Source organism: Paraburkholderia sp. 31.1, from assembly GCF_014397645.1.
In the GTDB taxonomy this organism is placed as follows: domain Bacteria; phylum Pseudomonadota; class Gammaproteobacteria; order Burkholderiales; family Burkholderiaceae; genus Paraburkholderia; species Paraburkholderia tuberum.
Map to the genome: position 1 here is coordinate 107,114 of NZ_VZQN01000009.1, position 26,212 is coordinate 133,325.

Below are 26,212 nucleotides of genomic sequence, written 5' to 3' on the forward strand. Positions count from 1 at the left end.
TTTGACGAGAAGCGGCAACCCGAGCGCGGAGCGCCGCCCTCATCCCCGCGTGAACACCTCGTAAAGCGCCGCGACGTGCGCGTCGACGCTCGGGTCGTACACGAGGCTGTCGCGCGGCGTCGCGATGCGCGCGGCGCCGCTCTTCACGCGCTCGACCGCCTGCTCGATCGCGCGCTCGAAACCGCCCGCAGTCTGCCGCGAGAACTCGATCTTCGCGGCACCGGTCACCGTCTCCGCCGAGCCGACGTTGTCGGCGATCACGAGCGGCGTGCCGCACATCACCGACTCCACGCCGACGAGCCCGAACGGCTCGTACGCCGACGCGACGACCGTGAAATCGGCGGCCGCGAACAGTTTTTCGATCTCCTTGCTGTAACCCGCGTAACGAATTGTGTCGCCGGTTTTCGGCACCGGGCGTCCCGCGACGACGAGGCAGACCGGCAGCGTCGTGCGCGAGAAAAACGCTTCGAGCAGCGGATAGCCCTTGCGCTCGTGACTCGTCGACGAGAACACGAACATCACGCGATCGTCGGGCACGCCGAGCTGGCGGCGCACGGCCGCGCGCGCGGCGGGGTCGAGCGGCCTGAAGCGTGCGGTCTCGACCGGCGGATAGAGCACGTCGATCCGCGCGGCCGGCACGTCATAAAAACGCTGCAACTCGCGGCTCATCAATTGCGAATGCGCGACGATCGAGCGCGCCCGCGTGTAGACGCGCCGCTCGAGCTCGATCTGCCATTCGTCGCTGCGGCGCGGCGCGCGGCCCGCGGCTTCGAGCGAACCCGGATGCGTGCCGCCGCACAACGCGACGTCGGCATGCGTCGAGTGATTGATCGAGAACACGCACGCCGGACGATGCCGCTTCAACCGCTGCTTCAGACGCCAGTCGAACGCGAGGTTGCGCAGCTTGCGCGGCGCCCAGCGTACGTCGAGCGGCTGCGCATCGATCCACGCGGCCTCGGGCAGCGCGCGGTCGATCTCGCGCGCGAACAGCGTCGGGCGCAAACCCATGCGATGCAGGCCGGCGATCACGTCGCGCGTGTAACGCTCGGCGCCACCGCTGTTCTTCAGCGCCTGGGCGGTCAGCGCGATGTCGGTGAGGGGGCGGCGGTTCGGGTCGAGGGCTGCGTCGCGGGTTGGCTCTGACAAGGATCGGTCTCGGTGAGGCGCACGCGCGGGCGAGGCCGTGGGTGCGCAGTTTCGGGGCAGCGGCAATTGTAAAGGATGGGTTTCGCCGGGCTCAGCTCGGGGTGCCCGGGTTTGCCGCGTGCGTCGCGCGGCGCGGCCGTCAGCGGCTAGAATCTAGGCCAATCGCCTTCGTCCCGACTCCATGACCGATAGCCCGCCGTCCGCCGCAACCGCCGACACCACCCGCCCGCTCGTCTCGATGCTGCTGATCGCCTACAACCAGGCAGAGCAGATCGGCGACGCCGTGCGCAGCGCGCTCGCGCAAACCTACGAGCCGCTCGAAATCATCGTCTCCGACGACGCATCCAGCGACGCCACCTACGCCGCGATCGAAGCGGCGCTCGCCGGCTACGCGGGCCCGCATCGCGTGATCGCACGGCGCAATACCGTGAACCAGGGCATCAGCGCGCACCTGTCGCAACTCGCGCAGCTCGCGCACGGCGAACTGCTGTTCGTCGCCGCCGGCGACGACATGTCGGCGCCCGCGCGCTGCGAGCGCGTCGTCGACTGCTGGCTCGCGCATGGGCGCCGGCCCGACCTGATCGCCACCGATCTCGCCGACATGGACGAAGCGGGTCACGTGCACGAGCGCGTGAGCCCGACCGAGCTCGATCGCTATCGCAGCTTCGACGACTGGCTCGTCGAGCGTCCATGGCTGATCGGCGCGGCACATACGTGGTCGCGACGCCTGATCGAGCGCTTCGGGCCGATGCTGCCGGGCGCCGCGGCCGAGGATCAGATCATGGTGCTGCGCGCGATCCTGTCGGGCGGCGCGATCAGTCTGCGCGAGCCGCTGGTGCGCTATCGGCGCGGCGGACTTTCGCGCAAGCGTCGCTACCAGTCGGTCGACGAGCTGATCGCGCGGATGCGCCAAAGCAATCGCTACGGACTCGCGGAGCTCGCGCAACTGCAGCGCGACGCTCAGATCGCCGGTGTGGGCGAACGCATGCGCGCGGCGATGGCGCCGAAGCTTGCGCGCGAGCAGTTCATCCATGCGATGTTCGAAGCGGGCAGCGTCGGCGAACGCCTCGGGCTGGTGACGCGCAGCGCCGGCGTGAAGCTCGGGCTGCGGATTCGGATGTTCCTGTATGCGAGTTGCCCGATGGTCTACGCGCCGGGCATCTGGATCAAGCGGGTCGTGCGGGGCAGAAAGGCCTGAAGACGACGATAGGGTCTCGCGGTGCCTGGCGACGCCACATGGGTCAGGAAAGTCCGCGCGACGCACCCCGCCGCTGCCGCAAGCGTCGCGCGAGACTCGGCCTACGCACCTCGACGCCGAAGCTCAGCACGCTCGCGCGCAAGCGCCGCAACATCTTCACCGAGCGCACGAAGGTCTCGCCGGTGTGGCTGATCATCACGAACTCGAATGCGCCGCGCCAGCTCGCGACACCGCGCGAAAACGCATACATGTCGTGACGCGCATCGACGGGCAGCTCGGCGCCGAAGCGTCGCGCGAACACCCGCACCTGATCCGCGATGGCTTCGATCTGCCGCTGCCGGCTCGCGCCGCGCCGTCGTGCCGCCTCGGCGCCGCATTCGTCGCGCGCCGCGCCGCGCTCGTTGGTCGCGCTCGCGCCGACCGCGTTGCCGTCATGCTGCCGATACTTCAGGTGCGGCGCCGCGACGTGGCGAATCTCGCCGAACGACGCGACCACCATCGCGAGCCACCAGTCGTGCATCACGATGCCGGGCGGGAACGGCAGCGCACGTTCGAGCGTCGCGCGATTGACGAGCATCGCGCAGCCGGGCACATGGTTGCTCAGCAGAAAATCGCGCAGTCGCGTCGCGCAGCGCGACTTCGCGGTGATATCGAACAGCGAGCGTGACATACAGCACAGCGTCGAGTCGACGAGCTCGATGTCGCAGAACGCGAGCGCCGGCGTCGCGGCGGCGTCGCCCGCGCTTTCCACGCGCCGCAGCTCGCGCATCAGATCGGTGACCTTCTCGGGCGCCCAGACGTCGTCCTGGTCGGCGAGCGCGATGTAGTCGCCGCGGCAGCCGGCGAGCGCGCGCTCGAAATTGCCGACGATGCCGGCCCGCGTGCCATCGCCGACGAGCCGCACCGGCACGCGTCCCGTATGGGACGCGAGCAGTTCGCGGGTGCCGTCGCAGGAGGCGTCGTCGGATACCACGACTTCGAGATGGGGCCAGCTCTGCCCTTCGAGCGAAGCCAGCAGCTCGGGCAGATAAGTGCGGCCGTTGTACGTCGCGAGCGCGATGGAGACGAGCGGCTTGCTCGGGTCGTCGTGAGACATGGGCAGTCGATTTCCGCGAGGCGGACCGTGATTGCCCGCCAGCATGCGATTAGCGCCGAAAAAGCGCAATAAATTGAGACTTAAACGCAACACCGGCCCGCGCCCGCCGTTCGCAATGTGCCGGATCAAACCGGGCTTTGCTGAAACTGGATGCGATGCAGATGGGCGTACAAGCCGTCGTGCTCGAGCAGCTCGCGATGGCTGCCGCGCTCGACGATCCGCCCCGCCTCCATCACGAGGATGCGGTCGGCGCGCTCGATCGTCGACAGGCGGTGCGCGATCACGAGCGTGGTGCGGCCTTTCATCAGCGTTTCGAGCGCCGCCTGCACGTGGCGCTCGGACTCGGAATCGAGCGCCGACGTCGCTTCGTCGAGAATCAGGATCGGCGCGTTCTTGTAGATCGCGCGCGCGATCGCGAGACGCTGGCGTTGGCCGCCCGACAGCATCATGCCGTTGTCGCCGACGAGCGTCTCGATGCCCTGCGGCATCGCCTGCACGGTGTCCCACAGGTTCGCCGCGCGCAACGCCGCCTTGACCTTCTCCGCATCGACTTCCTGACCGTACGCGACGTTGTGCGCGATGGTGTCGTTGAACAGCACGACGTCCTGGCTCACCATCGCGATCTGGCTGCGCAGCGCGTGCAGGTCGTACTCGGGCAGCGCGACGCCGTCGACCAGAATCGCGCCGCCGGTCGGATCGAAGAAGCGCGGCAACAGATTCACCAGCGTGGTCTTGCCGCTGCCCGACGGCCCCGCGAGCGCGACCATCTCGCCCGGCGCGATCTTGAACGACACCTGGTCGAGCGTATGGCGGTTGTGCGTGGAGTTCGTGCCGTAGATGAACGACACGTCGCGGAACTCGACCTCGCCGCGCGCGTGAGCGAGCGGCTTGCCGCCGCCTTCCGGCTCGGCCGGCTCGTCGATCAGGCCGAAGATCAGCTCGGCCGCGGTCATGCCGCGCTGCAACGGCTGGTTCACGTCCATCAGATGCTTGAGCGGCGAGATGATCAGGAGCATCGACGTGACGAACGCGACGAAGCCGCCGACCGTCGTCTGATCCGACGACGACTGCACCACCGCGATCGTGATCACGACCGCGAGCGCGATCGACGCCAGGAACTGCGTCAACGGCTGCGCGAGGCCACCGGACACCGTCATGCGCATCGCGTAGCCGCGCAGGCGCCGGCTCATCGCGGTGAAGCGGTCCGTCTCGTATTGCTCGCCGTTATGCACCTTGACGACCTTGTAGCCGCCCACCGTTTCTTCGACGATATACGACAGCTCGTTGGTGAGCAGCTGATGCTCGCGGTTCAGTCGCCGCAGCCGGCGATTGATCTTGCCGACCAGCCAGCCGATGCCTGGCAGCAGCACCGCGACGATCAACGTCAGGCGCCAGTTCAGATAGAACAGATAGCCGAGCAGGAAGATCACCGTCAGCGAGTCGCGCACGAGCGTGACCATCACGCTCAGCAGCACGTTCAGGATCTGATTGACCTCGAAGACGATCGCGTTGATCACCGTGCTTGCGGTTTCGCGCTGGAAGAACGCGACGCTCGTGTGGATCATGCGGTCGAACATCTTCAGACGCAGCTCGAGCAGGATCTTGTTCGACACGTACGCGAGCAGATAGCCGGACGCGTACTGTGACACGCCGCGAATCAGCGCGAGGCCGATCACCGCGATCGGCACGAGCCACTTGGTCTTGTCGACTGCGTGCGAGCCGAAGCCCTTGTCGAGCAGCGGCTTGAGCAGCGCGGGAATGGCGGCGTCGGTGCCGGCGCTCACCGCCATCGCGATGATCGCGCCGACCCCGACCCACAGCAGCGGCTTGATGAAAGGCCACAGGCGCCGCAGGACGACGGCCGGCGACGACGCATCGCCTGCACCCATGGGTTTGCTTAACGTTGGCTTCGCGCTCAAGGAATCCTCTGGAAATGCGGAACGGCGAGCACGCGGCGCATGATCGGACGGCCGCGTGAAACATCAAAAAAGAGCATTGTAATCGGTTGCAGATGACGGCCGGCGCTCGGCGCGCGACGGCATCCGCGCAACGCCTGGCGGATCGGTGCCGTGGTGTGGGGACGGATGAGATGTGTATACTCGCTGCTCGATTGCCGGGTCGCGACCCGCTCCGTCACTTCGTCCTCCACGCAACTCAGGTATGCAAGAAACCACTCTTGGCGTTGCCATCATCACCCGGAACGCGGCGGCGCGGCTGGCCGAATGCCTGCAGGCCGTGGCCTTTGCCGACCAGATCGTCGTGATCGACGGCGGCAGCACCGACGGCACCGCCGACATCGCCCGCGCGCACGGCGCTCGTGTCATCGAACAGACGGACTGGCCGGGCTTCGGCCCGCAAAAGAACCGCGCGGTCGATGCACTGACCACCAACTGGATCCTCTCGCTCGACGCCGACGAAATCGTCACGCCGGAACTTGCCGCATCGATTCGCGCGACGCTCGCCGCGCCCGCCGCCGACGTCTATGCGGTGGACCGTCTGTCGAGTTTCTGCGGCCACTGGGTCCATCACAGCGGCTGGTATCCGGACTGGATTCCGCGCCTCTTCAAAAGCGGCACCGCGCGCTTCTCCGACGACCTCGTGCACGAGCGCCTCGTGTTCGACACGCCCGCGCAACGCCTGACCGGCAAGCTGATGCACTACTCGTACGAGGACTACGAGGGTGTGCTGCGCAAGCTCGACGCGTATTCGACGGCCGGCGCGCGGCAGCGTTACGAGGCCGGGCAGAAAGGCAGCATTCGACTCGCGCTCGGGCGCGGCCTGTGGGCGTTCGTGCGGACTTATCTGCTGCGGCGCGGTTTTCTGGATGGCCGCACCGGGCTGATGATCGCGCTGTTCAATGCGGAGACGGTGTACTACCGGTTTCTGAAGCTGGCGCGCCTGGAAAAAACGGGCGGGCGGTAAGGCTAGCCGGTACACGCGGCACTGGCCCATCCATACCGCGGACCGCGCTCAATACACGATTTCGATCGAGCTTCCCGCAAACTCGCCGCGCAGCGCGGCGAGCAGTTCATCGGTCGGCTTCACGCGCCACGCGTCGCCCAGACGCATTTCGCCTTGCGCATGCTCGCTGCGATAAACGACCTGCACCGCGAGCCCGTTCGGAATCTGCACCGCTTGACGCTGACGGCCGCCGTCGCCACCGAAGCCGCCACGCCCACCGCCATTGCCGCGCGGCGCGGCCGCCGGTGCGGCTGTGGCGGACGGCTCGGCCTTGCCGGCGGTGTGCGCTTCGAGCACCCGGCGCAATGCCTGCGCGTCCGCGTTGCCGTTCATCTGCACCTTCAGCGAGTCCGCGTAACGGCAGCGCGCGCGGCCGAGATCCATCACCGTTTCGACCGTGAAGCGGATGCCGCCCGTGAACGCGTCGTTGCGCGCCTGGCCCTGCACGACCAGCAGCTCGTCTTCCTTGAACAACTGCTTGTGCTCTTCGAAGACCTCGTTGAACACCGTCACTTCGCACTGGCCGGTGCCGTCGTCGAGCAGCGCGATCAGCATCTTGCCGCGCTGGGTCATCTGCGTGCGCAGCGACACGATCACGCCCGCGACCAGCTTGTCGCGCCCTTCCTTCAGCTCGCCGATCTTCTGGCGCACGAAGCGACGCACTTCGTCCTTGTATGCATCGAACAGATGGCCCGACAGGTAGAAACCGAGCGCGGCCTTCTCTTCCTGCAGCTTGCGCTTTTCCGGCCACTCCGGTTCGTCGACGAGTTCGTGGCCTTGCGACGGCGCGTCGCCCATGTCGAACAGGCCGGCCTGCAGCGCATTGGCCGCCGCCTGCTCGGCCGCTTCCATCGCGAGCGACACCGACGCGATCAGCTGCGCGCGGTTCAGATGCAGCGTGTCGAACGCGCCGGCGCGAATCAGCGCCTCGATCGTGCGACGATTGACGATGCGCCGATCGACGCGGTTGCAGAAATCGAAGATGTCGATGAAGCGGCCTTCCTCGCGTGCGCGCAGGATTTCTTCGATCGCGTTCTGGCCGCTGCCCTTGATCGCGCCGAGACCGTAGCGGATCGTGCGCGAGCGCTTGCCGTCGGCTTCGGCGACCGGCTCGAAGCGATACGCGGACAGGTTCACGTCCGGCGGCAGCACGGCCATCTTGTTCGCGAGGCAGTCTTCGAACAGGATCTTGACCTTGTCCGTGTCGTCCATCGCGAGCGACAGGTTGGCCGCCATGAATTCGGCCGGATGGTGCGCCTTCAGCCACGCGGTGTAGTACGCAAGCAGCGCGTAGGCGGCCGCGTGCGACTTGTTGAAGCCGTAGCCCGCGAACTTCTCCATCAGGTCGAAGATTTCGTCGGACTTCTCGCGCGTGAGGCCGTTGGTGGCCGCGCCTTCCGCGAAAATTTCGCGGTGCTTGGCCATTTCCTCGGGCTTTTTCTTACCCATCGCGCGACGCAGCAGGTCGGCACCGCCCAGCGAGTAGCCGCCGATGATCTGCGCCATCTGCATCACCTGCTCCTGGTAGACCATGATGCCGTAGGTCTCTTTCAGAACAGGTTCGACGCGCGGGTCCGGATATTCCACCACCTCGCGGCCGTGCTTACGCGCACAGAAGCTCGGGATCAGGTCCATCGGACCCGGGCGGTACAACGCGACGAGCGCGATGATGTCTTCGAAGCGGTCGGGCTGCGCGTCCTTCAGCATGCCCTGCATGCCGCGGCTTTCCAGCTGGAACACGGCGACCGTATTCGCTTTCTTCAGGATCGAGAACGACGCCGGGTCGTCGAGCGGCACCTGGGCGAGCGACCAGTCCTGCTTCGACGGATCGAGGCGGCGGATGTAGCGCTCGGCCCAATCCAGAATGGTCAGCGTGGTCAGGCCCAGAAAGTCGAACTTCACGAGGCCGACTGCTTCGACGTCGTCCTTGTCGTACTGGCTGACGACGCCGCTTTCGTCGCCCTGCGTGTACAAGGGGCAGAAATCGGTCAGCTTGCCCGGCGCGATCAGCACGCCGCCCGCGTGCATGCCGACGTTACGCGTCAAGCCTTCGACGCGCTGCGCGAGTTCGAGCAGCTGGTGCACTTCGTCTTCGTTGTCGAAGCGCTCCTGCAACAGCGGCTCTTCCTTCATCGCGTCGGCGATCGTCACGTGCTTGCCCGGCTTGAACGGGATCAACTTCGCGATGCCGTCCGTGAACATGTAGCCGAGATCGAGCACGCGGCCGATGTCGCGCACCGCCGCCTTCGCCGCCATCGTGCCGAACGTCGCGATCTGCGACACCGCGTTCGCACCGTATTTCTCCTTCACGTACTGGATCACGCGATCGCGGCCGTGCTGGCAGAAGTCGATATCGAAGTCGGGCATCGACACCCGCTCCGGATTCAGGAAACGCTCGAACAGCAGGTTGTAGCGCAGCGGATCGAGATCGGTCACGCCGAGCGCATAGGCGACCAGCGAACCCGCGCCCGAACCCCGGCCCGGCCCGACCGGCACGCCGTTGTTCTTGGCCCAGTTGATGAAGTCCGCGACGATCAGGAAGTAGCCCGGAAAGCCCATCTTGATGATCGTGCCGCACTCGAATTCGAGGCGCTGGTAGTACGTCGGGCGCTGCGCGTCGCGCTCGGCCTCGTCCGGATACAACTGTTCGAGCCGCTTTTCGAGGCCCTCTTTCGACAGCTGCACCAGGTAGTCGTCGAGCGACATGCCGTCGGGCGTCGGAAAGAGCGGCAGCTTCGGCTTGCCGAGTTCGAGCGTCAGATTGCAGCGCTTGGCGATCTGCACCGTGTTCGCCAGCGCCGAAGGAATGTCCGCGAACAGCGTGGCCATTTCCTGTTGCGTGCGGAAATACTGCTCGGCCGTGAAGCGCTTCTGGCGACGCGGATTCGCGAGAATGTCGCCTTCGGAAATACACACGCGCGCTTCGTGCGCGGTGAAGTCGTCCGGCGTCATGAACTGCATCGGGTGCGTCGCGACGACCGGCAGTTTCAGCGATGCCGCGAGCGCGACCGCCTGCTGCACGTACTGCTCGCCGCCAGGCTGGCCATAGCGCTGCAGCTCGATATAGAAGCCGCCCGGGAACACCTTCGCCCAATGCTGCGCGTGGCGCTTCGCCGCCTCTTCGTTGCCGGCCGCCAGCGCGAGACCGATGTCGCCCTGCTGCGCGCCCGACAGCGCGAGCAGCCCTTCGCCCAGACCGGATTCGAGCCAGCCGGCTTCGATTTCCGCGCGGCCGCGATACTGGTTCGTCAGCGAGGCCTTGCTGAGCAATTCGCAGAGGTTCAGGTAACCGCGGCGGTCCTTGACCAGCAGCAGCAGGCGGGAAGGCTTGTCGCGGTCGTCAGGATTGGTGATCCAGACGTCGCAGCCGGCAATGGGTTTGATCCCTTTGCCACGCGCTTCCTGGTAGAAACGGACGAGGCCGAACGCGTTGCCGAGGTCGGTAAGCGCGAGCGCGCCCTGACCGTCTTTGGCCGCCGCCGCGACGATGTCGTCGAGACGCACGATGCCGTCGGCAATCGAGAATTCGGAGTGAACGCGGAGATGAACGAAGCGGGGATCTGACATGGGCGACATTGTAACTCCACCCTTCCGCGGATTTCAGTCAAAACGGCGCGTTGGCCATCCGGCCAGGACGAGGTCGGAGCGAGCGCTGTTTGCGCTAGCGCAACTCGTTAGCCATTCGGCCAGGTCGGGGAAAATGCCGGGTTGAGGGATAATAGGGGTTTCGCCTCTCTCGACGTGGCCATTTAACCGGCAAACGCGCGGCAAACGCACGGCAAACGCGCGCGAACCCGCGCGTCAAACCCCGGGTCTCATACGGGGCGCAACAGCGGCGGCACATCCCGCCGCCCCTCGCCACGCCGGCCATCTTTACCGCAGAACACACATGAGTATCGTCAATCTCGCCGCGTATCAATTCGCGACCATCGAAGACACCGCCGCCTGGCGCCCGTTCGTCACCGAACGCTGCAATGCGCTCGGCCTGCGCGGCACCATCCTGCTCGCGCCGGAAGGCATCAACCTGTTCATCGCCGGCACGCGCGAGAACACCGACGCATTCATCGACTACATTCGCCACGACGCGCTGTTCGAAGGCAAGTTCGCGAATCTGCAGTTCAAGGAAAGCCTGTCGGACAAGCAGCCCTTCACGCGCATGCTGGTCAAGCTCAAGCGCGAAATCATCACGATGAAAAAGCCGGCGATCCGCCCCGAGCTCGGCCGCGCACCGTTCGTCGACGCGCCGACGCTGAAGACCTGGCTCGACCGCGGTCACGACGACGAAGGCCGTCCGGTCGTGATGCTCGACACGCGCAACGCGTTCGAAGTCGACGTCGGCACGTTCGAGAACGCGCTCGACTATCGGATCACGAAGTTCAGCGAATTCCCCGAGGTAATCGAGAACAACCGTGCCGATCTCCAAGACAAGACGGTGGTGTCGTTCTGCACGGGCGGCATCCGCTGCGAGAAGGCCGCGATCCATATGAAGGAGGTCGGCATCGAGAACGTGTACCAGCTCGAAGGCGGCATCCTCAAATACTTCGAGGAAGTGGGCGGCGCGCATTATCACGGCGACTGCTTCGTGTTCGACTACCGCACCGCGCTGAATCCGCAACTCGAACCGACCGCGACCGCGCAATGCTTCGGCTGCCGCGCGGTGGTCACGCCCGAGCAACAGCAATCGCCGTTGTACGTCGCGGGCAAGACCTGTCCGGCGTGCCATCCGGACAGCAAGGCCGCGTGCGCCGCGTAATGACAGCCGGGGGGCTCCGTGACGCGGGCGCCTCACCTGTCGTCCCCAAACCATGACCTATCGCGGACGCTTCGCGCCGTCGCCGACCGGCCCGCTGCATTTCGGCTCGCTGGTCAGCGCGCTCGCGAGCTGGCTCGACGCGCGCGCGCAGCGCGGCGCGTGGCTCGTGCGCGTCGAAGATATCGACGGACCGCGCACGGTGCCGGGTGCCGCCGAGGACATCCTCGCGACCCTCGAACGCTTCGGCATGCGCGCGGACGAAACGCCGGTCTGGCAAAGCCAGCGCATGGCGCGCTATCAGCACGCGCTGGAGCAGTTGAAATCGACCGGTCTCGTCTATCCGTGCGGCTGCACGCGCAAGGAAATCGCCGATTCGCTGTTGCACGCGCACGCGCGCAACACTACACTCGCCTACCCCGGCACCTGCCGCACGGGTCTGCATGGCAAGCCGGCGCGCGCGTGGCGCCTGCGCGTGCCCGACGGCGAGCCCGCCGTGATCACGTTCGACGACCGCTGGCAGGGTCCGCAGACGCAAAATCTCGCGACCGAGGTCGGCGATTTCGTGCTGCGCCGAGCGGACGATCAGTGGGCATATCAGCTGGCGGTGGTGGTGGACGATGCGGACGCGGGCATCACGCACATCGTGCGCGGCGCGGATCTGATGGATTCGACGGCGCGGCAGATTTATCTGCAGCGTTGTCTGGGTGTGGCAACGCCCGAGTATCTGCATGTGCCGGTCGTCACGAACGAGCACGGCGAGAAACTGAGCAAGCAGAACGGCGCGACCGCGCTCGATGGCGACAAGCCGCTCGAAGCACTAGGCGCGGCGGCACGGCATCTGGGACTGAAGTTGGGAAGCGAGCCGCCCACGACGCTGGAGCAGTTCTACTGCGCCGCGACCGCGGCCTGGGCAAAACGGATGAACATTCGCGCATCCCGATGATGCGCACGCGTGAAGCCTGCTGCGTTTTCCGAGACATCGAACCGCGCGGCCCCACCGTTTTTACGCTCGAGGCGTTGCACCCCGAGCTCTGAACCCGACAGCCCGTCTTACGACGACGAAGGCGTCTTCCTCGGCATTCCGAAGCCACCGAGCAACGCGGCCAGTGGCCGCTTCGGCGCCGTCTTTTGCGGCGCGGAGTTCGACGCGGCCGTCTCCTCGATCTTGCGCACCGATGCCGGCGACGGCTCGTACGGCTTCAGGAAGAAATCGTCGACCGGTTGCGCGCGATGATGATGCGCACGGTCATACGAACCCGACGCCCCGCCCGTGCGACGGCGGCTGCGCTCGTCGCGCGATTCGCTGCGCTCGCGGCGCGGCGGACGGTCCTCGTGATGATGGCGCACCGGCGCCTCGACGGTCAGGCGCTGCAAGTCGAGCGGACGCTTGATCAGCTTCTCGATGTCGGCCAGTTGCTTGCGCTCGTTCGGGCTGCACAGCGACAGCGCGTCGCCCGATGCACCCGCGCGGCCCGTGCGGCCGATCCGGTGCACGTAGTCTTCGGCGTTGAACGGCAGGTCGAAGTTGATCACGGTCGGCAGTTCGACGATGTCGAGACCGCGCGCGGCGACATCCGTCGCGACGAGCGCCTCGACTTCGCCGCGCTTGAACGCATCGAGCGCCTGCATGCGCTCGCTCTGCGTGCGGTCGCCGTGAATCGCGGTCGCGACCACGCCGTCGCGTTCGAGACTGCGCGCGAGCCGGCTCGCGCCGATCTTGCTGTTGCAGAACACGAGCACCTGCTTCAGGCCACGCTCGCGAATCAGCTGCACGACCGCGCCGGTCTTGTCGCCCTCGGCGACTTCGTAGACGATCTGCGTGACATTGGTCGCGGTCGAGTTGCTGCGCGCGACTTCGATGGTCTGCGGGTTGCGCAGATACGTCGCGGCGAGCTTCTTGATTTCGCCCGAGAACGTCGCGGAAAAGAGCAGCGTCTGGCGCTCTTTCGGCAGCAGGTTCAGGATGCGCTGCAGGTCGGGCAGGAAGCCCATGTCGAGCATGCGGTCGGCTTCGTCGAGCACGAGCATCTGCACCTGGCCCAGGTTCGCGGTTTTCTGCTGCACGTGATCGAGCAGACGACCCGGCGTCGCGATCAGGATTTCGACGCCGCGGCGCAGCTGCTCGGACTGCGGATTCATGTCGACGCCACCGAACACGACCGCGCTGCGCAGCGCCGTGTGCTTCGCGTAGGCCTGCACGTTCGCGGCGACCTGGTCGGCCAGTTCGCGGGTCGGCGTGAGGATCAGCGCGCGGACCGGATGGCGCGCCGGCGACGCGCTCGTACTGGCCTGCGGCAGCAGGCGCTGGATGATCGGCAGCGAGAAGCTCGCGGTCTTGCCGGTGCCGGTCTGCGCGGCGCCCATCACGTCACGGCCCGCCAGCACGACCGGGATCGCCTGCGCCTGGATCGGCGTGGGCGACGTGTAGCCCGATTCCTTGATGGCCTTCAGGATGTCGGGCGCGAGGCCGAATTGATCAAAAGTCTCGGTACTGGGCGTGACGGCTGTGTCGGACATGGTGGCTTTCGCTAAAAAGGCGCGTGGCGCGATGCGCGCGGCAGCGGTCGGGACCGCTGAGGGCATCAGGATGAAGGCGGAGCCACGTCGTTCCGCGCGAGACCCGTCTGAGTTCGGATAATGCGGCCGGCTCCGGCTGGCGGAAGCATCCGCCGAAAGCCGAGTATTGTAGCACTTCAGCAAAAACGCTCGTGACGGCTGGCCGGCCGGCGGCTCGCGGCCGTTGCCTCGGTCGCAGCGTAGTGCGCACAGACGACAGTGGCGTGACAGCCGGGCCCTTCGGCGGGCGGCGCGCGGCGTTCGTCAGCCGTCCCGGCGCCCGCACTGGCCCCATTGCGAACGGTCGCCCGCCCCCGCTCACGTCGGATCGCCCCTCACCACGTCTCGCGCATCACCATCAGCCGCATCTCGGTCATGTCCTCGATCGCGTAGCGCACGCCCTCGCGCCCGAGCCCCGAATCCTTGACGCCGCCATACGGCATGTTGTCGACGCGGAACGACGGCACGTCGTTGATCACGACGCCGCCCACTTCGAGCGCATCCCACGCGCGATGCGCATGCGCGAGCGAATCGGTGAACACGCCGGCCTGCAGGCCGAAGTCGCTGTCGTTGACCTGCGCGAGCGCCGCCTCGAAATCATCGAAGCGCTCGAGTATCGCAACCGGCCCGAACGCCTCCTTGCGATACAGATCGGTGTCGCGCTTCACGCCTTCCAGCAGCGTCGCCTCGAACATCGCGCCGTCGACCTTGCCGCCCGCGACGATCTGCGCGCCCGCCTGCACCGCCCCCTCCATCCAGCCAGCGAGCCGCTTCGCTTCCGATTCGGAGATCATCGGCCCGACGAAGGTCTTTTCGTTCTTCGGATCGCCCATCACGAGCGACTTCGTCTTCGCGATCAGCTTCTCGCGCAGCGCGTCGTAGACGCTCGTGTGCGCGAGAATCCGCTGCACGCCGATGCAGCTCTGCCCCGACTGATAGAACGCGCCGAACGCGAGCCGGTCGACCACGTAGTCGAGCTTGCCGCCCTGGTCAGCGTCGACGATCGCCGCCGCGTTGCCGCCCAGCTCCAGAATCACCTTCTTCTTGCCGGCTTTGCGCTTCAACTCCCAGCCGACCGCGGGCGACCCGGTGAACGACAGCAGCTTGAAGCGCTCGTCGGTCGTGAACAGGTCGGCGCCGTCGCGATGCGCGGGCAAAATCGAGAACGCGCCCTTCGGCAGATCGGTTTCCGCGAGAATTTCGCCCATGATCAGCGCACCGACCGGTGTGCGGCTCGCCGGTTTCAGCACGAACGGCACGCCGGCCGCGATCGCCGGCGCGACCTTGTGGGCGGTCAGGTTCAACGGAAAATTGAACGGCGAGATGAACGAGCACGGCCCGATCGGCACGCGCTTCACATAGCCGTGATACCCGTTCGCGCGCGGCGAAATCTGCAGATTGATGATCTCGCCGTCGATCCGCACGCTCTCCTCCGCGGCGACCTTGAACGTATCGATCAGGCGCGTGACTTCGCCCTTCGAATCGTTGATCGGCTTGCCCGCCTCGATGCACAGCGCGAGCGCGAGTTCATCGTAGCGCTCGCGAAAGCGCTTGACGCAATGTTCGAGCACCGCCTGGCGCTTGAACGGCGGGTAGGCGCGCATGGCGGGCATCGCATCGACTGCGTGGCCGATCGCCTTGTCGATCGCGGCCGCGTCGGCCATTGCGACGCGCGTGGCGACTTCGCCGCTGAATTTGTCGGTGACTTCGAGGTCGGTGTTGGCGGCCACCGGCTCGTTGGCCAGGTAGTACGGATAGGTTTTCTGCAACATGTCGCGTTCTCCTTGATTCGATGCACGGATGCTCAAAGCCGCGCGGACAGCCGCTTGATCTCGCGATTGAGCACGCGCTCGTTGTCCGAATAGTCGATCGGCACGTCGATCACGTGCACGCCCGGCGTCGCGAAGCACTCGCGCAACAGCGGCGCGAACTGCTCGGCCGCCTCGATCCTATGCCCCTGCGCGCCATAACTTTGCGCATAGGCGACGAAATCCGGGTTCGCAAGCGTCATGCCGTAGTCCGGGAAGTTCATGTTCTCCTGCTTCCAGCGGATCATGCCGAACGCGTCGTCGCGCAGAATCAGGATCACCAGATCGAGCTTCAGCCGCACCGCCGTTTCGAGCTCCTGCGAGTTCATCATGAAGCCGCCGTCGCCGCACACGGCGATCACCTTGCGCTCCGGATGCACGATCTTGCTCGCGATCGCCGACGGCAGCCCCGCGCCCATCGACGCCAGCGCGTTGTCGAGCAGCAGCGAATTCGGCTCGTGCGCGCGGTAGTAGCGCGCGAACCAGATCTTGTACATGCCGTTATCCAGACACACGATGCCGTCGACCGGCGTGGTCTCGTACACGTCGTTGACGATCCGCACCGGGTACATCGGGAAGCGATCGTCGTGCTGGCCCTTCACCAGATGCGCCTCGAAGTGCTCCTTGATCTCCTTGAAGCGCGTGAAGTCCCAATGCTCCTGACGCGTCTTCAGGCTCTCCTTGAGCTGCCACACCGCGTTGGCGATATCGCCGACCACTTCGATCTGCGGGAAATACACCGGATCGACTTCGGCGCCGAGGAAGTTCACGTGGATCACGGTCTTCTCGCCCGCCTCGCCGCTGCGCATGAAAAACGGCGGCTTTTCGATCACGTCGTGACCGACGTTGACGATGCAGTCCGCGAGCTCGATCGCGCGGTGCACGAAGTCGCCGTCGGACAGCGTCGCGTTGCCGAGCCACATCGGATGCGATTCGTCGATCACGCCCTTGCCCATCTGCGTGGTGAAAAACGGAATGCCGATCTGGTCGACGAACTCGCGCAGCATCTTCGTGGTGGTTTTGCGGTTGCCGCCCGCGCCGATCATCAGCAGCGGATGCTTCGCGGCGGTGATCGCCTCGACCGCGCGCGCGACCGCTCTCTCCTCGGCGACCGGACGGCGGCTGTAGCTCTTCGGAATCGGCTTGCCGTCGCCCTCTTCGTGCGCGACGTCCTCGGGCAATTCGAGGTGGGTGGCGCCGGGCCGCTCCTCCTCGGCGCGGCGCACCGCCTCGCGCACCGTCGCAGGAATGTTGCCGATCGACACGATCTGCCGTGTGTACTTGGTGAGCGGCTCCATCATCCGCACCACGTCGACGATCTGGAAGTGCCCCTGCTTGCTCGACTTGATCGGCTTCTGGCCCGTGACCATCAGCATCGGCATGCCGCCCAGCTGCGCGTAGGCGGCCGCGGTCACGAAGTTGGTCGCGCCGGGGCCGAGCGTCGCCAGACATACTCCCGTGCGGCCGGTGAGCCGCCCGTAGGTGGCGGCCATGAAGCCGGCCGCCTGCTCGTGGCGCGTGAGGATCAGACGGATTTTCGAGCGGCGCAGCGACTCCAGCAGATCGAGATTTTCTTCACCGGGGATGCCAAACACATACTCGACACCTTCGGCTTCCAGCGATTTGACGAACAGGTCCGATGCTTTCATTGAGGGGCTCGCTTGATGACTCGGGGAACGGACAATCGAAGACGACAACGACGGCTGCGCGCGAAACACCGCTCCGCGCGCGCGGCATGGCAAACGGCATGGCGAACGCCATGCCGGACAGCTTACTACTCGAACGGAAACGATGCGCGCGAGCGCACGAGGCGGCGCGGGGGACAGGAAGCCAGGCGCGAGAAGAAGCAGGCGGCGGTCGGGGATGAAGCCGCCGCATGCGGTGCACGTGTCCGCCGATCAGCAAATCAGCGAATCACGGTCACGCAGTCGGAGAGAATCGGCGGCGCGTTCTCGCCGCTCGTCAGGTCGTACAGGTTGGCGCGCGGACCCTTGGTCCACCACGTATAGCTGCCAGCCTGGTACTTCGCACCGGACGCCGAGATCGTGTTGACGAACAGCATCGACGCGCCTTTCACCGGCAGCATGGCGAAGCTCTGGCCGTTCTGCGCGTTCCAGTAGGTGACTTGCAGGATCTTGCCGGTCGCGCAGGTGTATTTGCGCGTCTGGTGGTTCTTGCCCTCGATGTGCTTGAATTGCAATGGCGCGGCCGATGCGCCGCCGGAAGATGCCGCCAGCCAGGCCACCGTCGATGCTGCTGTCGTGAGGATTGCAACACGCCATGTCTTCATCGAATACCTCGATTGTTGCGGGGGTCAGGCAGGGAGGGCAACACCGGCCGCGACGCCGGTCACAGCCGAGTCACGGCCGAGTCACAGGCAGCTCATGGGCGATTCACGGACAGCTCGACGACGCTTCAAGGATCGATCACGCCGGCACACGCATCGGTCGGCGCAGCGGCGACGTGGCCGACCACCGGCACGATCTTCAGTCCCGCCGAAGCGATCCGGCACGGCGCGGCCGCGAGCCCGCAGCCACTGATGCCGGCGCTCAGCGCGAACGCCACGCCGAGTGCGCCGACCCGGCGAAGCGCGCCGCGCCATGGATTGCTGCGAGATTCAAGCGCCATACGATCCTCTAGATCTCTTTGCTTCGATAAACCAGAAACGAATGCGGTGGGCTCTTTCGTGTGCGTCCCGCACACTTTTACGCCGCGCCTCGCCGCCTGCCCGTTAGTTCGCCGACACCGGCCGCACCGCGGCCGCCGCCTGCCTGGCACGCGAGCGCGCTTCCCCGATGTTCTCGCCGGTCGCGAGCGCGACGCCCATGCGACGTTTGACGAAGCTTTCCGGCTTTCCGAACAGGCGCAGATCCGCATTGGGCACCGCAAGTGCGGCCGCGACGCCTTCGAACGCGATGCCGGCCTCGTCGCGACCGCCGTAGATCACCGCCGACGCGCCCGCCGCACGCAGCGACGTATCGACCGGCAGGCCGAGGATCGCGCGCGCATGCAGCTCGAACTCCGAGAAGCGCTGCGAGCACAGCGTGACGAGCCCCGTGTCGTGCGGACGCGGGCTGACTTCCGAAAACCATACGTCGTCGCCGCGCACGAAAAGTTCCACGCCAAACAGGCCGCGGCCGCCGAGCGCCGCCGTCACCTTGTGCGCGATCTCGCGCGAACGCTCGAGCGCGAGCGGGCTCATCGGCTGCGGCTGCCACGATTCGACATAGTCGCCCGCGACCTGCACGTGGCCGATCGGATCGCAGAAGTACGTGCCGACCGCGCCGCTCGCCGGGTCGATCGCGCGCACGGTGAGCTGCGTGATTTCGTATTCGAAGTCGATGAAACCCTCGACGATCACGCGCCCGAAATTCACGCGGCCGCCCGCCATCGCGTACTGCCAGGCGGGTTCGACGTCGGCGTCGCTGCGCAGCACCGACTGCCCCTTGCCCGACGACGACATCACCGGTTTCACGACGCACGGATAGCCGACCTTCGCGATGCCCGCGCGCAGCTCGTCGAGCGAATCGGCGAATGCGTACGGCGAGGTCGGTAGACCAAGCTCTTCCGCAGCGAGGCGGCGGATGCCTTCGCGGTTCATCGTCAGTTGGGTGGCACGCGCGGTCGGGATCACCTCGGCGAGCGCCTCGGTTTCGATCGCGGCGAGCTCGTCGGTGGCGATCGCCTCGATTTCGGGGACGATCAGATGCGGGCGCTCCTGCTCGACCAGCGCGCGCAGCGCGGCGCGGTCGGTCATGTCGATCACATGCGCGCGATGCGCGACCTGATGGCCCGGCGCGTTCGGGTAACGGTCGACGGCGATCACTTCGACGCCCAGCCGTTGCAGCGCGATGATCACTTCCTTGCCGAGTTCGCCGGCGCCGAGCAGCATCACGCGCGTCGCGGATTCAGAAAGGGGCGTGCCGATCCGTTGGCCGATCTGCATGGGAACTCCAGATAAAAGTCGGGATGAGGGTGGGATTGGACAGACCGCGATGTTAACATGCGGGCCCCTTGCCGCGCGGCGCTCAGGGTGCGCTTTGGGTGCGCTCGCGAGGCCGTGGCGGTCGAGCGGAACCGTGCCGCCGCGTCGACGTTCGCAGCCGCGATCACGTCACCGCGAGCATCGCTCGCGCACGACAAGCTTAGGGTCTGTTTACATATGGAACGCACGTGCGAATGCCCGCTATCGGCCGCATGGCAAGGAGTAAGGAGCGCTGCGTGGCCGCGCCACGTGAGCGACGCACGACGCCGCCATGCGGCCGATAGCGGGCATTCCCCTGGAATGAAATTCAGAACTGGGGTTGCCGCGAGAAGGGCCGCTCGCTGCGTCATGCTCCTTGCGAATACGTCGAGTATTCGCGGCGTCGCAGTCCTTGCGAGCGGCCCTTCTCGCGGCAACGCACGTGCGTTCCATATGTAAACAGACCCTAGTACGTTACCCTTACGCCTTCGCCAGTTTGAACAGGAACGACGCCATGCTCATCCGCTCCCGCCCGCGACCTCTTGCGCGCATCATTCCGTGCCTGCGCACGGCCGTCGCCGCGCTGAGCATCGCCGCGCTGCTCGGTGCCTGCGCGATCCCGAAGCATCCGGACTCGTCGGCGCCGCCGCCTGATCCGTTCAATCCCGCCGCCGCGCAACTGCTCGACGACACCAGCTGGGTGCTGAGCTCGTGGAAGAACGCCGACGGCACGGCGCGCGCGGTGCCGTCGAAGGATCAGAAGCCGCTCACGCTGACGTTGTCGACCGAAGGCGGCCGGCGTCACGCGAGCGGCTTTTCCGGTTGCAACCGCTTCATGGGTTCGTACACGCTGAAGGACGGCAAGCTGAGCTTCGGTTCCCTCGCCGGCACACGCATGGCGTGCGTCTCGCCGGGCGGCGACATCGAGAAGCCGTTCCTCGACGCGCTCGAGCGCATCGATCGCACCGGCGTGCAGATGCGAGCGCCACAGCAGATGCAGCTGATCCTCGACAACGGCGACACCCTGATGTTCGATCGCAGCGACAAATGATGCGAGTTTGCGCCGCGTTCGGGATTCGCGCCGGCCTTCGAAGCCGCGCGCTGCGCCGTTTAAACTCGACGGATTGCGCTTCTCGCGCGCTCCGTCATTCGTAGATGTCTGGTATGCACACGGTAGTTTTCGGCTGGTTCGGCGGGTCGGCCGTCTGGTTCATTCCTCTTTTGTGGCGCCTCGTGAAGTCGATGCTGCCGGGCGGCGCGGGTCTGCGCGGCCCCGGCACGATCCGGCTGTGGCTCGGCTTCGTCTGCGTGCTGATCGCGAGTTGCACGCTCGAGGGCTCGCTGATCGGCATTGCCGGCATCAATGGTTTCGGTCATGCGCTCGCCGCGGGGCTTGGACATCTGCTCGGCCATGTCGGCACGCCGCTCGCGGCGCTCGCGCTGCTCGTGATCAGCCTGCCGTGGCTCGTCGACTTCCGCTGGGGCGACGTCGCCGTTTGGGCCGACGGCGCGTTCGGCCTCGGTCTGTCGCGGGGACTCGCGAAGCGCGACGAGGATGCGCGCCGCCACCGCAGCGTCGACGACGGCGCGCCGTCGCATGTGTCGCCTGCTACCAACACGATGGCGCCACGCAATAACAAGGGTCGCTACGCGCGGCCGACGGTGTGGCGTCCGCCCGCGAGCGGGCGCGGCGCGGGCTCCGCCGCTGCTGCCGGCACCGCGGCGGCGGGCATCGCGGGTAGCAAGGACGCTTCCGCCCGTGGCGCCGGCGCAAGCTGGCGAGCCGATGCGGCCGCTGACGCGGCGCGGGGGCCGGTCAAGCAGACCGAGCCGGTGCTACGCACGGGGTCGAGCGCGTCGCCGCGCCCGGCAACGTCGACGGCAACGCAGGCGCTGCATGCGGACAAGGCTGCGGACAGATCCGCCGCACCATTCGTGCCGACCGAGCCGGTCGCGCCGGCCGGCTGGCTACGCACGACGGAGCCGCGCGCGGCGACGGCGGCGGCATCGCTGGGTGCGGCGGGTGCATCGGCCGCATCGGGCATGTCGGCTCGTGATGGTGCTGCGCAGGTCGGGCGGCGCTCGGTCGGAGATCAGCGTGCGACCGCGTCGTTCGGCTCCAGTGCCGCGTTGGCGGCGACGGCCGCCAACGCGGCCGGCGTGTCGGCGCGAGCGGCACAGGCAATGGCGGGCCGCGCCGCCGCCTCGGGCGCCGGTGTCGGCATCACAGCGGGATCGATGAATGCCGCGGGCCGCGCAAGCCGCCCGTCGTCGCTGCCACGTCCGGCCGACGGCAGCGCACCGCTCAATCGCGGCGCGACGCCGCGTCAACCGTTCCCGGCCGCTTCGCGCGCCAATAGCGTCACCTCGCCGTCGACCGTGCGCCGGCCTACACCGAACTTCACTGGAACGACGACGAATGCGTCGACGGTCGCGCCGCCCGCGAGCGTCGAGGAAACGCTGCGCAGCATCGCGGAAAACGCCGCGCGCTGGACCGACATGGCCGGTGTGAGCCTGGCGCGCAGCCGTGGCGCCGATAGCACGAAGATTGGCGATGCAGAACGTGCGTCGACGACGTTCGATGTGCCACCGGCGCAGCGGGACGTGCTACCTGTCGAAAACGGCGAGACGGTTGCGGCGCCGCAGGCGCAGAGCGTGGAGAGTTCGGCGCGGATGGTGTCGCCGGCGCAGTCGCAGCAAGAAACCGCATCGGTCGAGTTGCCGGCTGAGCGTGCGGTGGCCGAGTCCGAGAGGTCGGTCGAGGGCGGCAACGAAGCGGTTGCGCAATGGCCGACCGAACCGCCCGTCATGCATGCGCCGCTTACGGCTGCGCCGCAGACGACGACTGCAATCGAGCCGGTGGCCGACGTGGTTGCTGCGGCTGTCGAATCCGCGGTTGTCGAGCCATCGGCATCCGCTGTGGCTGAGTCTGCCGCCACCGAACCCGCCGCAAGCGCGCCGCAACATGAGTCGCCGTCGGCGACGCCATTCGAGCGCTTCGCAGCCAGCCTACGGGACGATGCTTCGCAAGAAGACGCACCGGCGGTCCAAAACGATTCGACGCAGACGGCGACAAACGCCAGCGTCCCGGCATCGCAGAGGGAGGAATCCGCGCGAACCGTCGAACCGGCCACCGCCGACACCGCGACGCCTCCGCGAGCGCTGGCTCCGGCAGCCGAAATCGTCATCGACAAGATGCTCGTGCCTTGGGAGAGCAAGCTCGGCCCCGCCGCGGCTCAACGCGCGGCCGCGTCAGCGGACTCGCCGCAGACGGAGGCCGCCGCGCCGTCGAGCGCAAGCGTGCCGCCGTGGTCCGGCGCGACAGTCTCGGAACTCGCGAGCGAACGTGCGCAGTCAGGTGAGCCCGCGACGTCGCACGCCCCTGCCCTGCCCGCTGTGAACACCCCCGCAAACGACTCGCCGTCGTCGACTTCGACGAGTGCGGCGAACCTCGCTATGCCGGCAACTGCACCGGCCGTCGTCTCGAACGTAGTCCGTTTCCCGGGCTTCGCCGCGCCGGCGACCAGCATCGAGCCTTCGGTCGGCGCAAGCGCAACGCCTGTCGCGAACACGCCGGCCGCCGAACCGTCGCCTGCTCCGTCGCCCGCTCCGTCGTCTTCGCCCGCGCTAACACCGCAACCGCAGGTCCAATCCGCCGACCAACCCGCTGCCGAGCCCGCCGCCCGCCCGCCGCTGCCCGGCCACGCGCCGGTCAACGGCTTCGAGTTCCATGCGCCGGCCGCATCGATGGTCGAACTGCCGACGCTCGATCTGCTCGCCCCCGCCGATGCCGACGTCGAACCGATCCCGGATGAAAAGCTCCGCGAAACCGGCCTGCTGATCGAGCAGCGCCTGCAGGAATTCAAGGTGCCGGTGACGGTGGTCGGCGCATCGGCGGGTCCGGTCATCACACGCTTCGAAGTCGAACCGGCGCTCGGCGTGCGCGGCAGCCAGATCGTCGGTCTGATGAAGGACCTGTCGCGCGGTCTCGGTCTCACGTCGATCCGCGTGGTCGAAACGATTCCGGGCAAGACCTGCATGGGCCTCGAACTGCCGAACGCGAAGCGCCAAACGATCCGCCTCTCGGAAATTCTCGAGGCGAGCGTCTACCAGAACTCGCACTCGCGACTCACGCTTGCGATGGGCAAGGACATCACCGGCCATCCCGTCGTCGCCGATCTCGCGAAGGCGCCGCACATGCTGGTGGCCGGCACGACCGGCTCGGGCAAATCGGTCGCGATCAACGCGATGATCTGCTCGCTGCTGTTCAAGGCGACGCCAGAGGAAGTGCGCCTGATCATGATCGACCCGAAGATGCTCGAACTTTCGGTTTACGAAGGGATTCCGCATCTGCTCGCGCCGGTCGTCACCGACATGAAGCTCGCGGCCAATGCGCTGAACTGGTGCGTCGGCGAAATGGAAAAGCGCTACCGGCTGATGTCGGCCGTCGGCGTGCGCAATCTCGCCGGCTTCAACCAGAAGATCCGCGACACCGAGGCGAAGGGCAAGAAGCTCGGCAACCCGTTCTCGCTGACGCCCGATGCGCCCGAGCCGCTGGCGCCGCTGCCGCTGATCGTCGTCGTCATCGACGAGCTCGCCGACCTGATGATGGTCGCCGGCAAGAAGATCGAGGAGCTGATCGCGCGGCTCGCGCAGAAGGCGCGCGCGGCCGGCATCCACCTGATCCTCGCGACGCAGCGGCCATCCGTCGACGTCATCACCGGTCTCATCAAGGCGAACATTCCGACGCGCGTCGCGTTCCAGGTGTCGTCGAAGATCGACTCGCGCACGATTCTCGACCAGATGGGCGCCGAGTCGCTGCTCGGCCAGGGCGACATGCTGTTCCTGCCGCCGGGCACCGGCTACCCGCAGCGCGTGCACGGCGCGTTCGTCGCCGACGAGGAAGTGCATGCGATCGTCGAATATCTGAAGCAGTTCGGCGAGCCACAATACGAGGAAGGCATTCTCGACGGCCCGGCCGCCGATGGCGGCGCGGCCCAGGACCTGTTCGGCGAAGCGCCGGATGCGGAAGCCGATCCGCTGTACGACGAAGCGGTCGCGTTCGTCGTACGCACGCGCCGCGCGTCGATCTCGTCGGTGCAGCGGCAGTTGCGCATCGGCTATAACCGCGCGGCGCGGCTCGTCGAGCAGATGGAGACGGCCGGCCTCGTGTCGGCGATGAGCATCAACGGCAGCCGCGAAGTGCTGGCGCCGGGGCCGGCGGAATGAGCGCCCGGTGAATCGCTAACCGGGTCGGCGATGATCCGGAAGAAAAAACGGACAGCCTCAGGATGTGAGCTGTCCGTTTTTCATTTACCCGCGCGTGCCGCGCATCACGACGGTGATACCAGCTTGAAGTCGACCGGCGAGCCGAGGTCGAAATGCTGCTTCGGATTTGGATCGAGCAGCCCCGTCTGCGGATCGCGCTTGAACACATAGACCGTGTCGCTCAGCTGATTGCCGACGATCAGCCAGTTGCCGGTCGGATCGATGGTGAACTCGCGCGGCGATTTGCCGAGGCTCGACTGCCGGCCGATCTGCTTCAGGTGTCCAGTGGCGGGATCGACCGAGAAGATCACGATCTCGTTCGCGTCGCCGCGATTGGATGCATACACGAAGCGTCCGTCCGGCGACATATGGATCGCCGCCGCGCCCACCTTCCCCTTGAAGTCAGGCTCGCTCAATGGCAGCGTCTGCACGAGCTTCAGCCTGCCGTCGTGGTAGTCGAACGTGCTGACGGTCGCCGCGAGTTCGCTCGTCAGATACGCGTGCTTGCCGTCCGCGCCAAAGATCAGATGGCGCGGACCCGTGCCGGCCTTCTGCTGCGTGTAGCCCCAGTCCGTCGCGATGAATGGGCCCGCGCCGGCGCTGCTCTGCGGCGCGTAGCGGTACGAGTACAGCTTGTCGGCGCCGAGGTCCTGCGCGAACAGATAGCGGCCGTCAGGCGAGAACACGGTCGAATGCACGTGCGAGTTGTCCTGCCGCCCTTTCACCGGACCGCCGCCTTCGTGATGCACGGTCTGCACCGAGGTGCCGACCTGGCCGTTCGCCTGCAGCGGAAACACCGCGAAACTGCCGCCCGGATCGGGCGCGACCGAATAGTTCGCGCCCAGCAGATACTTGCCGTCCGCCGAGATGCTCAGATAGCACGGATCATTGCCGTCCGACGACACCTTGTTCAGAAACGTCAGTTGCCCGCGCGCGGCATCGAAGCCGAACGCGCTGATCCCGCCGCGCTGCGTGGCCGGGCCATTGTCACCGGGCAGTTCGTTGACCGAATAGACGAAGCGGCGGTCGCGGCTCACGACCAGAAACGACGGATTGACCGTCTGCGCGACCGACACCTGGGTCGCCGCGCCGGTCTTCGTATCGAAGCGAAAGACGTAGATGCCCTCGCTCCTGCCGCTGGTGTAAGTACCGACCAGCATCGTATAGACGCCGTCCGCGGGGACCGGGCCAGAATCTTGCGCATACGCGTGCGAAGCAACAATCGAAACCATGAGCGCGAAACCTCTTATTATCGAACGGGCGGCCCGCAACGGCGTTGGCCGCGTTGCGCGCCGGGCGGTGCTTTCCGCCGTGCAATCCACGGCAGATGGAGCGGCGCGGTCAGCGCCACGCGGACGGGAACCCTGAAAGGCAACACTGGCAAGAACAGAAGTAAAAACGGAAGTCGGAACTGGGCGCACGGCAATACGCCCGACGGCACGGCGACTGTGAAGCATGAGAC

At 66.7% G+C, this 26,212-nt stretch carries 17 protein-coding genes; 6 read left to right on the forward strand and 11 right to left on the reverse strand.

Features of this window, described 5'->3' with window-relative positions:
• Positions 1-39 precede the first annotated feature (39 nt).
• Complete coding sequence (locus tag F6X37_RS08785) at positions 40-1,146, reverse strand: glycosyltransferase family 4 protein (protein WP_187611008.1); 1,107 nt, start codon at positions 1,144-1,146, stop codon at positions 40-42.
• A 181-nt stretch (positions 1,147-1,327) separates the two neighbouring features.
• On the opposite strand from F6X37_RS08785, the gene F6X37_RS08790 reads away from it, so the two are divergent.
• A complete protein-coding gene (locus F6X37_RS08790; RefSeq protein WP_187611009.1) occupies positions 1,328-2,344 on the forward strand; it encodes a glycosyltransferase family 2 protein in 1,017 nt (338 codons plus the stop codon).
• Positions 2,345-2,387: 43 nt separating this feature from the next.
• Here the strand turns inward: F6X37_RS08790 and F6X37_RS08795 are convergent, their stop codons facing one another.
• Together F6X37_RS08795 and msbA are read right to left on the reverse strand one after the other, a co-directional pair.
• Positions 2,388-3,440 carry a glycosyltransferase family 2 protein gene (locus F6X37_RS08795; RefSeq protein ID WP_187611010.1) on the reverse strand — a complete coding sequence of 351 codons (1,053 nt, stop codon included), beginning with the start codon at positions 3,438-3,440 and terminating at the stop codon, positions 2,388-2,390.
• A 125-nt stretch (positions 3,441-3,565) separates the two neighbouring features.
• Entirely contained in the window at positions 3,566-5,359 is a 1,794-nt protein-coding gene (gene msbA, locus F6X37_RS08800; protein ID WP_090803670.1) for a lipid A export permease/ATP-binding protein MsbA, read from the reverse strand.
• Positions 5,360-5,600: 241 nt separating this feature from the next.
• On the opposite strand from msbA, the gene F6X37_RS08805 reads away from it, so the two are divergent.
• Positions 5,601-6,362, forward strand: a complete 762-nt coding sequence (locus F6X37_RS08805) for a glycosyltransferase family 2 protein (RefSeq protein ID WP_187611011.1) — start codon at positions 5,601-5,603, stop codon at positions 6,360-6,362.
• Between the two features lie 48 nt (positions 6,363-6,410).
• Here the strand turns inward: F6X37_RS08805 and dnaE are convergent, their stop codons facing one another.
• Complete coding sequence (dnaE, locus tag F6X37_RS08810) at positions 6,411-9,977, reverse strand: DNA polymerase III subunit alpha (RefSeq protein ID WP_187611012.1); 3,567 nt, start codon at positions 9,975-9,977, stop codon at positions 6,411-6,413.
• A 313-nt stretch (positions 9,978-10,290) separates the two neighbouring features.
• On the opposite strand from dnaE, the gene F6X37_RS08815 reads away from it, so the two are divergent.
• Positions 10,291-11,154 carry a sulfurtransferase gene (locus F6X37_RS08815; protein ID WP_187611013.1) on the forward strand — a complete coding sequence of 288 codons (864 nt, stop codon included), beginning with the start codon at positions 10,291-10,293 and terminating at the stop codon, positions 11,152-11,154.
• Positions 11,155-11,206: 52 nt separating this feature from the next.
• On the forward strand, positions 11,207-12,097 hold the full coding sequence (gluQRS, locus tag F6X37_RS08820; RefSeq protein WP_187611014.1) for a tRNA glutamyl-Q(34) synthetase GluQRS: 891 nt from the start codon (positions 11,207-11,209) through the stop codon (positions 12,095-12,097).
• Positions 12,098-12,204: 107 nt separating this feature from the next.
• On the opposite strand, the gene F6X37_RS08825 is transcribed toward gluQRS, so the two are convergent.
• From F6X37_RS08825 to purT, 6 genes are all read right to left on the reverse strand, one after another.
• On the reverse strand, positions 12,205-13,671 hold the full coding sequence (locus F6X37_RS08825; protein ID WP_184059426.1) for a DEAD/DEAH box helicase: 1,467 nt from the start codon (positions 13,669-13,671) through the stop codon (positions 12,205-12,207).
• Positions 13,672-14,045: 374 nt separating this feature from the next.
• Positions 14,046-15,482 (reverse strand): aldehyde dehydrogenase family protein, encoded by a 1,437-nt coding sequence (locus tag F6X37_RS08830; RefSeq protein ID WP_187611015.1) that lies wholly within the window; start codon positions 15,480-15,482, stop codon positions 14,046-14,048.
• Between the two features lie 32 nt (positions 15,483-15,514).
• Positions 15,515-17,167: an acetolactate synthase large subunit gene (locus F6X37_RS08835; protein ID WP_187611016.1), complete on the reverse strand. Its 1,653-nt coding sequence runs from the start codon at positions 17,165-17,167 to the stop codon at positions 15,515-15,517.
• Between the two features lie 257 nt (positions 17,168-17,424).
• Positions 17,425-17,808 carry an MliC family protein gene (locus F6X37_RS08840; protein WP_187611017.1) on the reverse strand — a complete coding sequence of 128 codons (384 nt, stop codon included), beginning with the start codon at positions 17,806-17,808 and terminating at the stop codon, positions 17,425-17,427.
• 125 nt (positions 17,809-17,933) lie between these two features.
• Positions 17,934-18,146, reverse strand: coding sequence for a DUF6726 family protein (locus tag F6X37_RS08845; RefSeq protein WP_187611018.1), 213 nt, complete (start codon positions 18,144-18,146; stop codon positions 17,934-17,936).
• Positions 18,147-18,249: 103 nt separating this feature from the next.
• The gene (purT, locus tag F6X37_RS08850; RefSeq protein WP_187611019.1) at positions 18,250-19,464 is read right to left on the reverse strand and encodes a formate-dependent phosphoribosylglycinamide formyltransferase; all 1,215 of its coding nucleotides are present in this window, start codon (positions 19,462-19,464) and stop codon (positions 18,250-18,252) included.
• A 532-nt stretch (positions 19,465-19,996) separates the two neighbouring features.
• Here purT and F6X37_RS08855 point away from each other — a divergent pair.
• Positions 19,997-20,533: an META domain-containing protein gene (locus tag F6X37_RS08855; RefSeq protein ID WP_184059436.1), complete on the forward strand. Its 537-nt coding sequence runs from the start codon at positions 19,997-19,999 to the stop codon at positions 20,531-20,533.
• A 113-nt stretch (positions 20,534-20,646) separates the two neighbouring features.
• A complete protein-coding gene (locus tag F6X37_RS08860; protein WP_187611020.1) occupies positions 20,647-24,711 on the forward strand; it encodes an FtsK/SpoIIIE family DNA translocase in 4,065 nt (1,354 codons plus the stop codon).
• A gap of 104 nt (positions 24,712-24,815) precedes the next feature.
• Here F6X37_RS08860 and F6X37_RS08865 read toward each other — a convergent pair whose 3' ends face one another.
• Positions 24,816-25,982: a lactonase family protein gene (locus tag F6X37_RS08865; protein WP_187611021.1), complete on the reverse strand. Its 1,167-nt coding sequence runs from the start codon at positions 25,980-25,982 to the stop codon at positions 24,816-24,818.
• Between the last annotated feature and the right edge of the window lie 230 nt (positions 25,983-26,212).

Coding starts and splice junctions, on each gene's coding strand:
- F6X37_RS08805 (WP_187611011.1), top strand. CDS start 5,601: ATGCAAGAAACCACTCTTGGCGTTGCCATCATCACCCGGAACGCGGCG.
- F6X37_RS08835 (WP_187611016.1), bottom strand. CDS start 17,167: ATGAAAGCATCGGACCTGTTCGTCAAATCGCTGGAAGCCGAAGGTGTC.
- F6X37_RS08825 (WP_184059426.1), bottom strand. CDS start 13,671: ATGTCCGACACAGCCGTCACGCCCAGTACCGAGACTTTTGATCAATTC.
- F6X37_RS08815 (WP_187611013.1), top strand. CDS start 10,291: ATGAGTATCGTCAATCTCGCCGCGTATCAATTCGCGACCATCGAAGAC.
- gluQRS (WP_187611014.1), top strand. CDS start 11,207: ATGACCTATCGCGGACGCTTCGCGCCGTCGCCGACCGGCCCGCTGCAT.
- F6X37_RS08790 (WP_187611009.1), top strand. CDS start 1,328: ATGACCGATAGCCCGCCGTCCGCCGCAACCGCCGACACCACCCGCCCG.
- F6X37_RS08865 (WP_187611021.1), bottom strand. CDS start 25,982: ATGGTTTCGATTGTTGCTTCGCACGCGTATGCGCAAGATTCTGGCCCG.
- dnaE (WP_187611012.1), bottom strand. CDS start 9,977: ATGTCGCCCATGTCAGATCCCCGCTTCGTTCATCTCCGCGTTCACTCC.
- F6X37_RS08845 (WP_187611018.1), bottom strand. CDS start 18,146: ATGGCGCTTGAATCTCGCAGCAATCCATGGCGCGGCGCGCTTCGCCGG.
- F6X37_RS08830 (WP_187611015.1), bottom strand. CDS start 15,482: ATGTTGCAGAAAACCTATCCGTACTACCTGGCCAACGAGCCGGTGGCC.
- F6X37_RS08795 (WP_187611010.1), bottom strand. CDS start 3,440: ATGTCTCACGACGACCCGAGCAAGCCGCTCGTCTCCATCGCGCTCGCG.
- purT (WP_187611019.1), bottom strand. CDS start 19,464: ATGCAGATCGGCCAACGGATCGGCACGCCCCTTTCTGAATCCGCGACG.
- F6X37_RS08860 (WP_187611020.1), top strand. CDS start 20,647: ATGCACACGGTAGTTTTCGGCTGGTTCGGCGGGTCGGCCGTCTGGTTC.
- F6X37_RS08855 (WP_184059436.1), top strand. CDS start 19,997: ATGCTCATCCGCTCCCGCCCGCGACCTCTTGCGCGCATCATTCCGTGC.
- F6X37_RS08840 (WP_187611017.1), bottom strand. CDS start 17,808: ATGAAGACATGGCGTGTTGCAATCCTCACGACAGCAGCATCGACGGTG.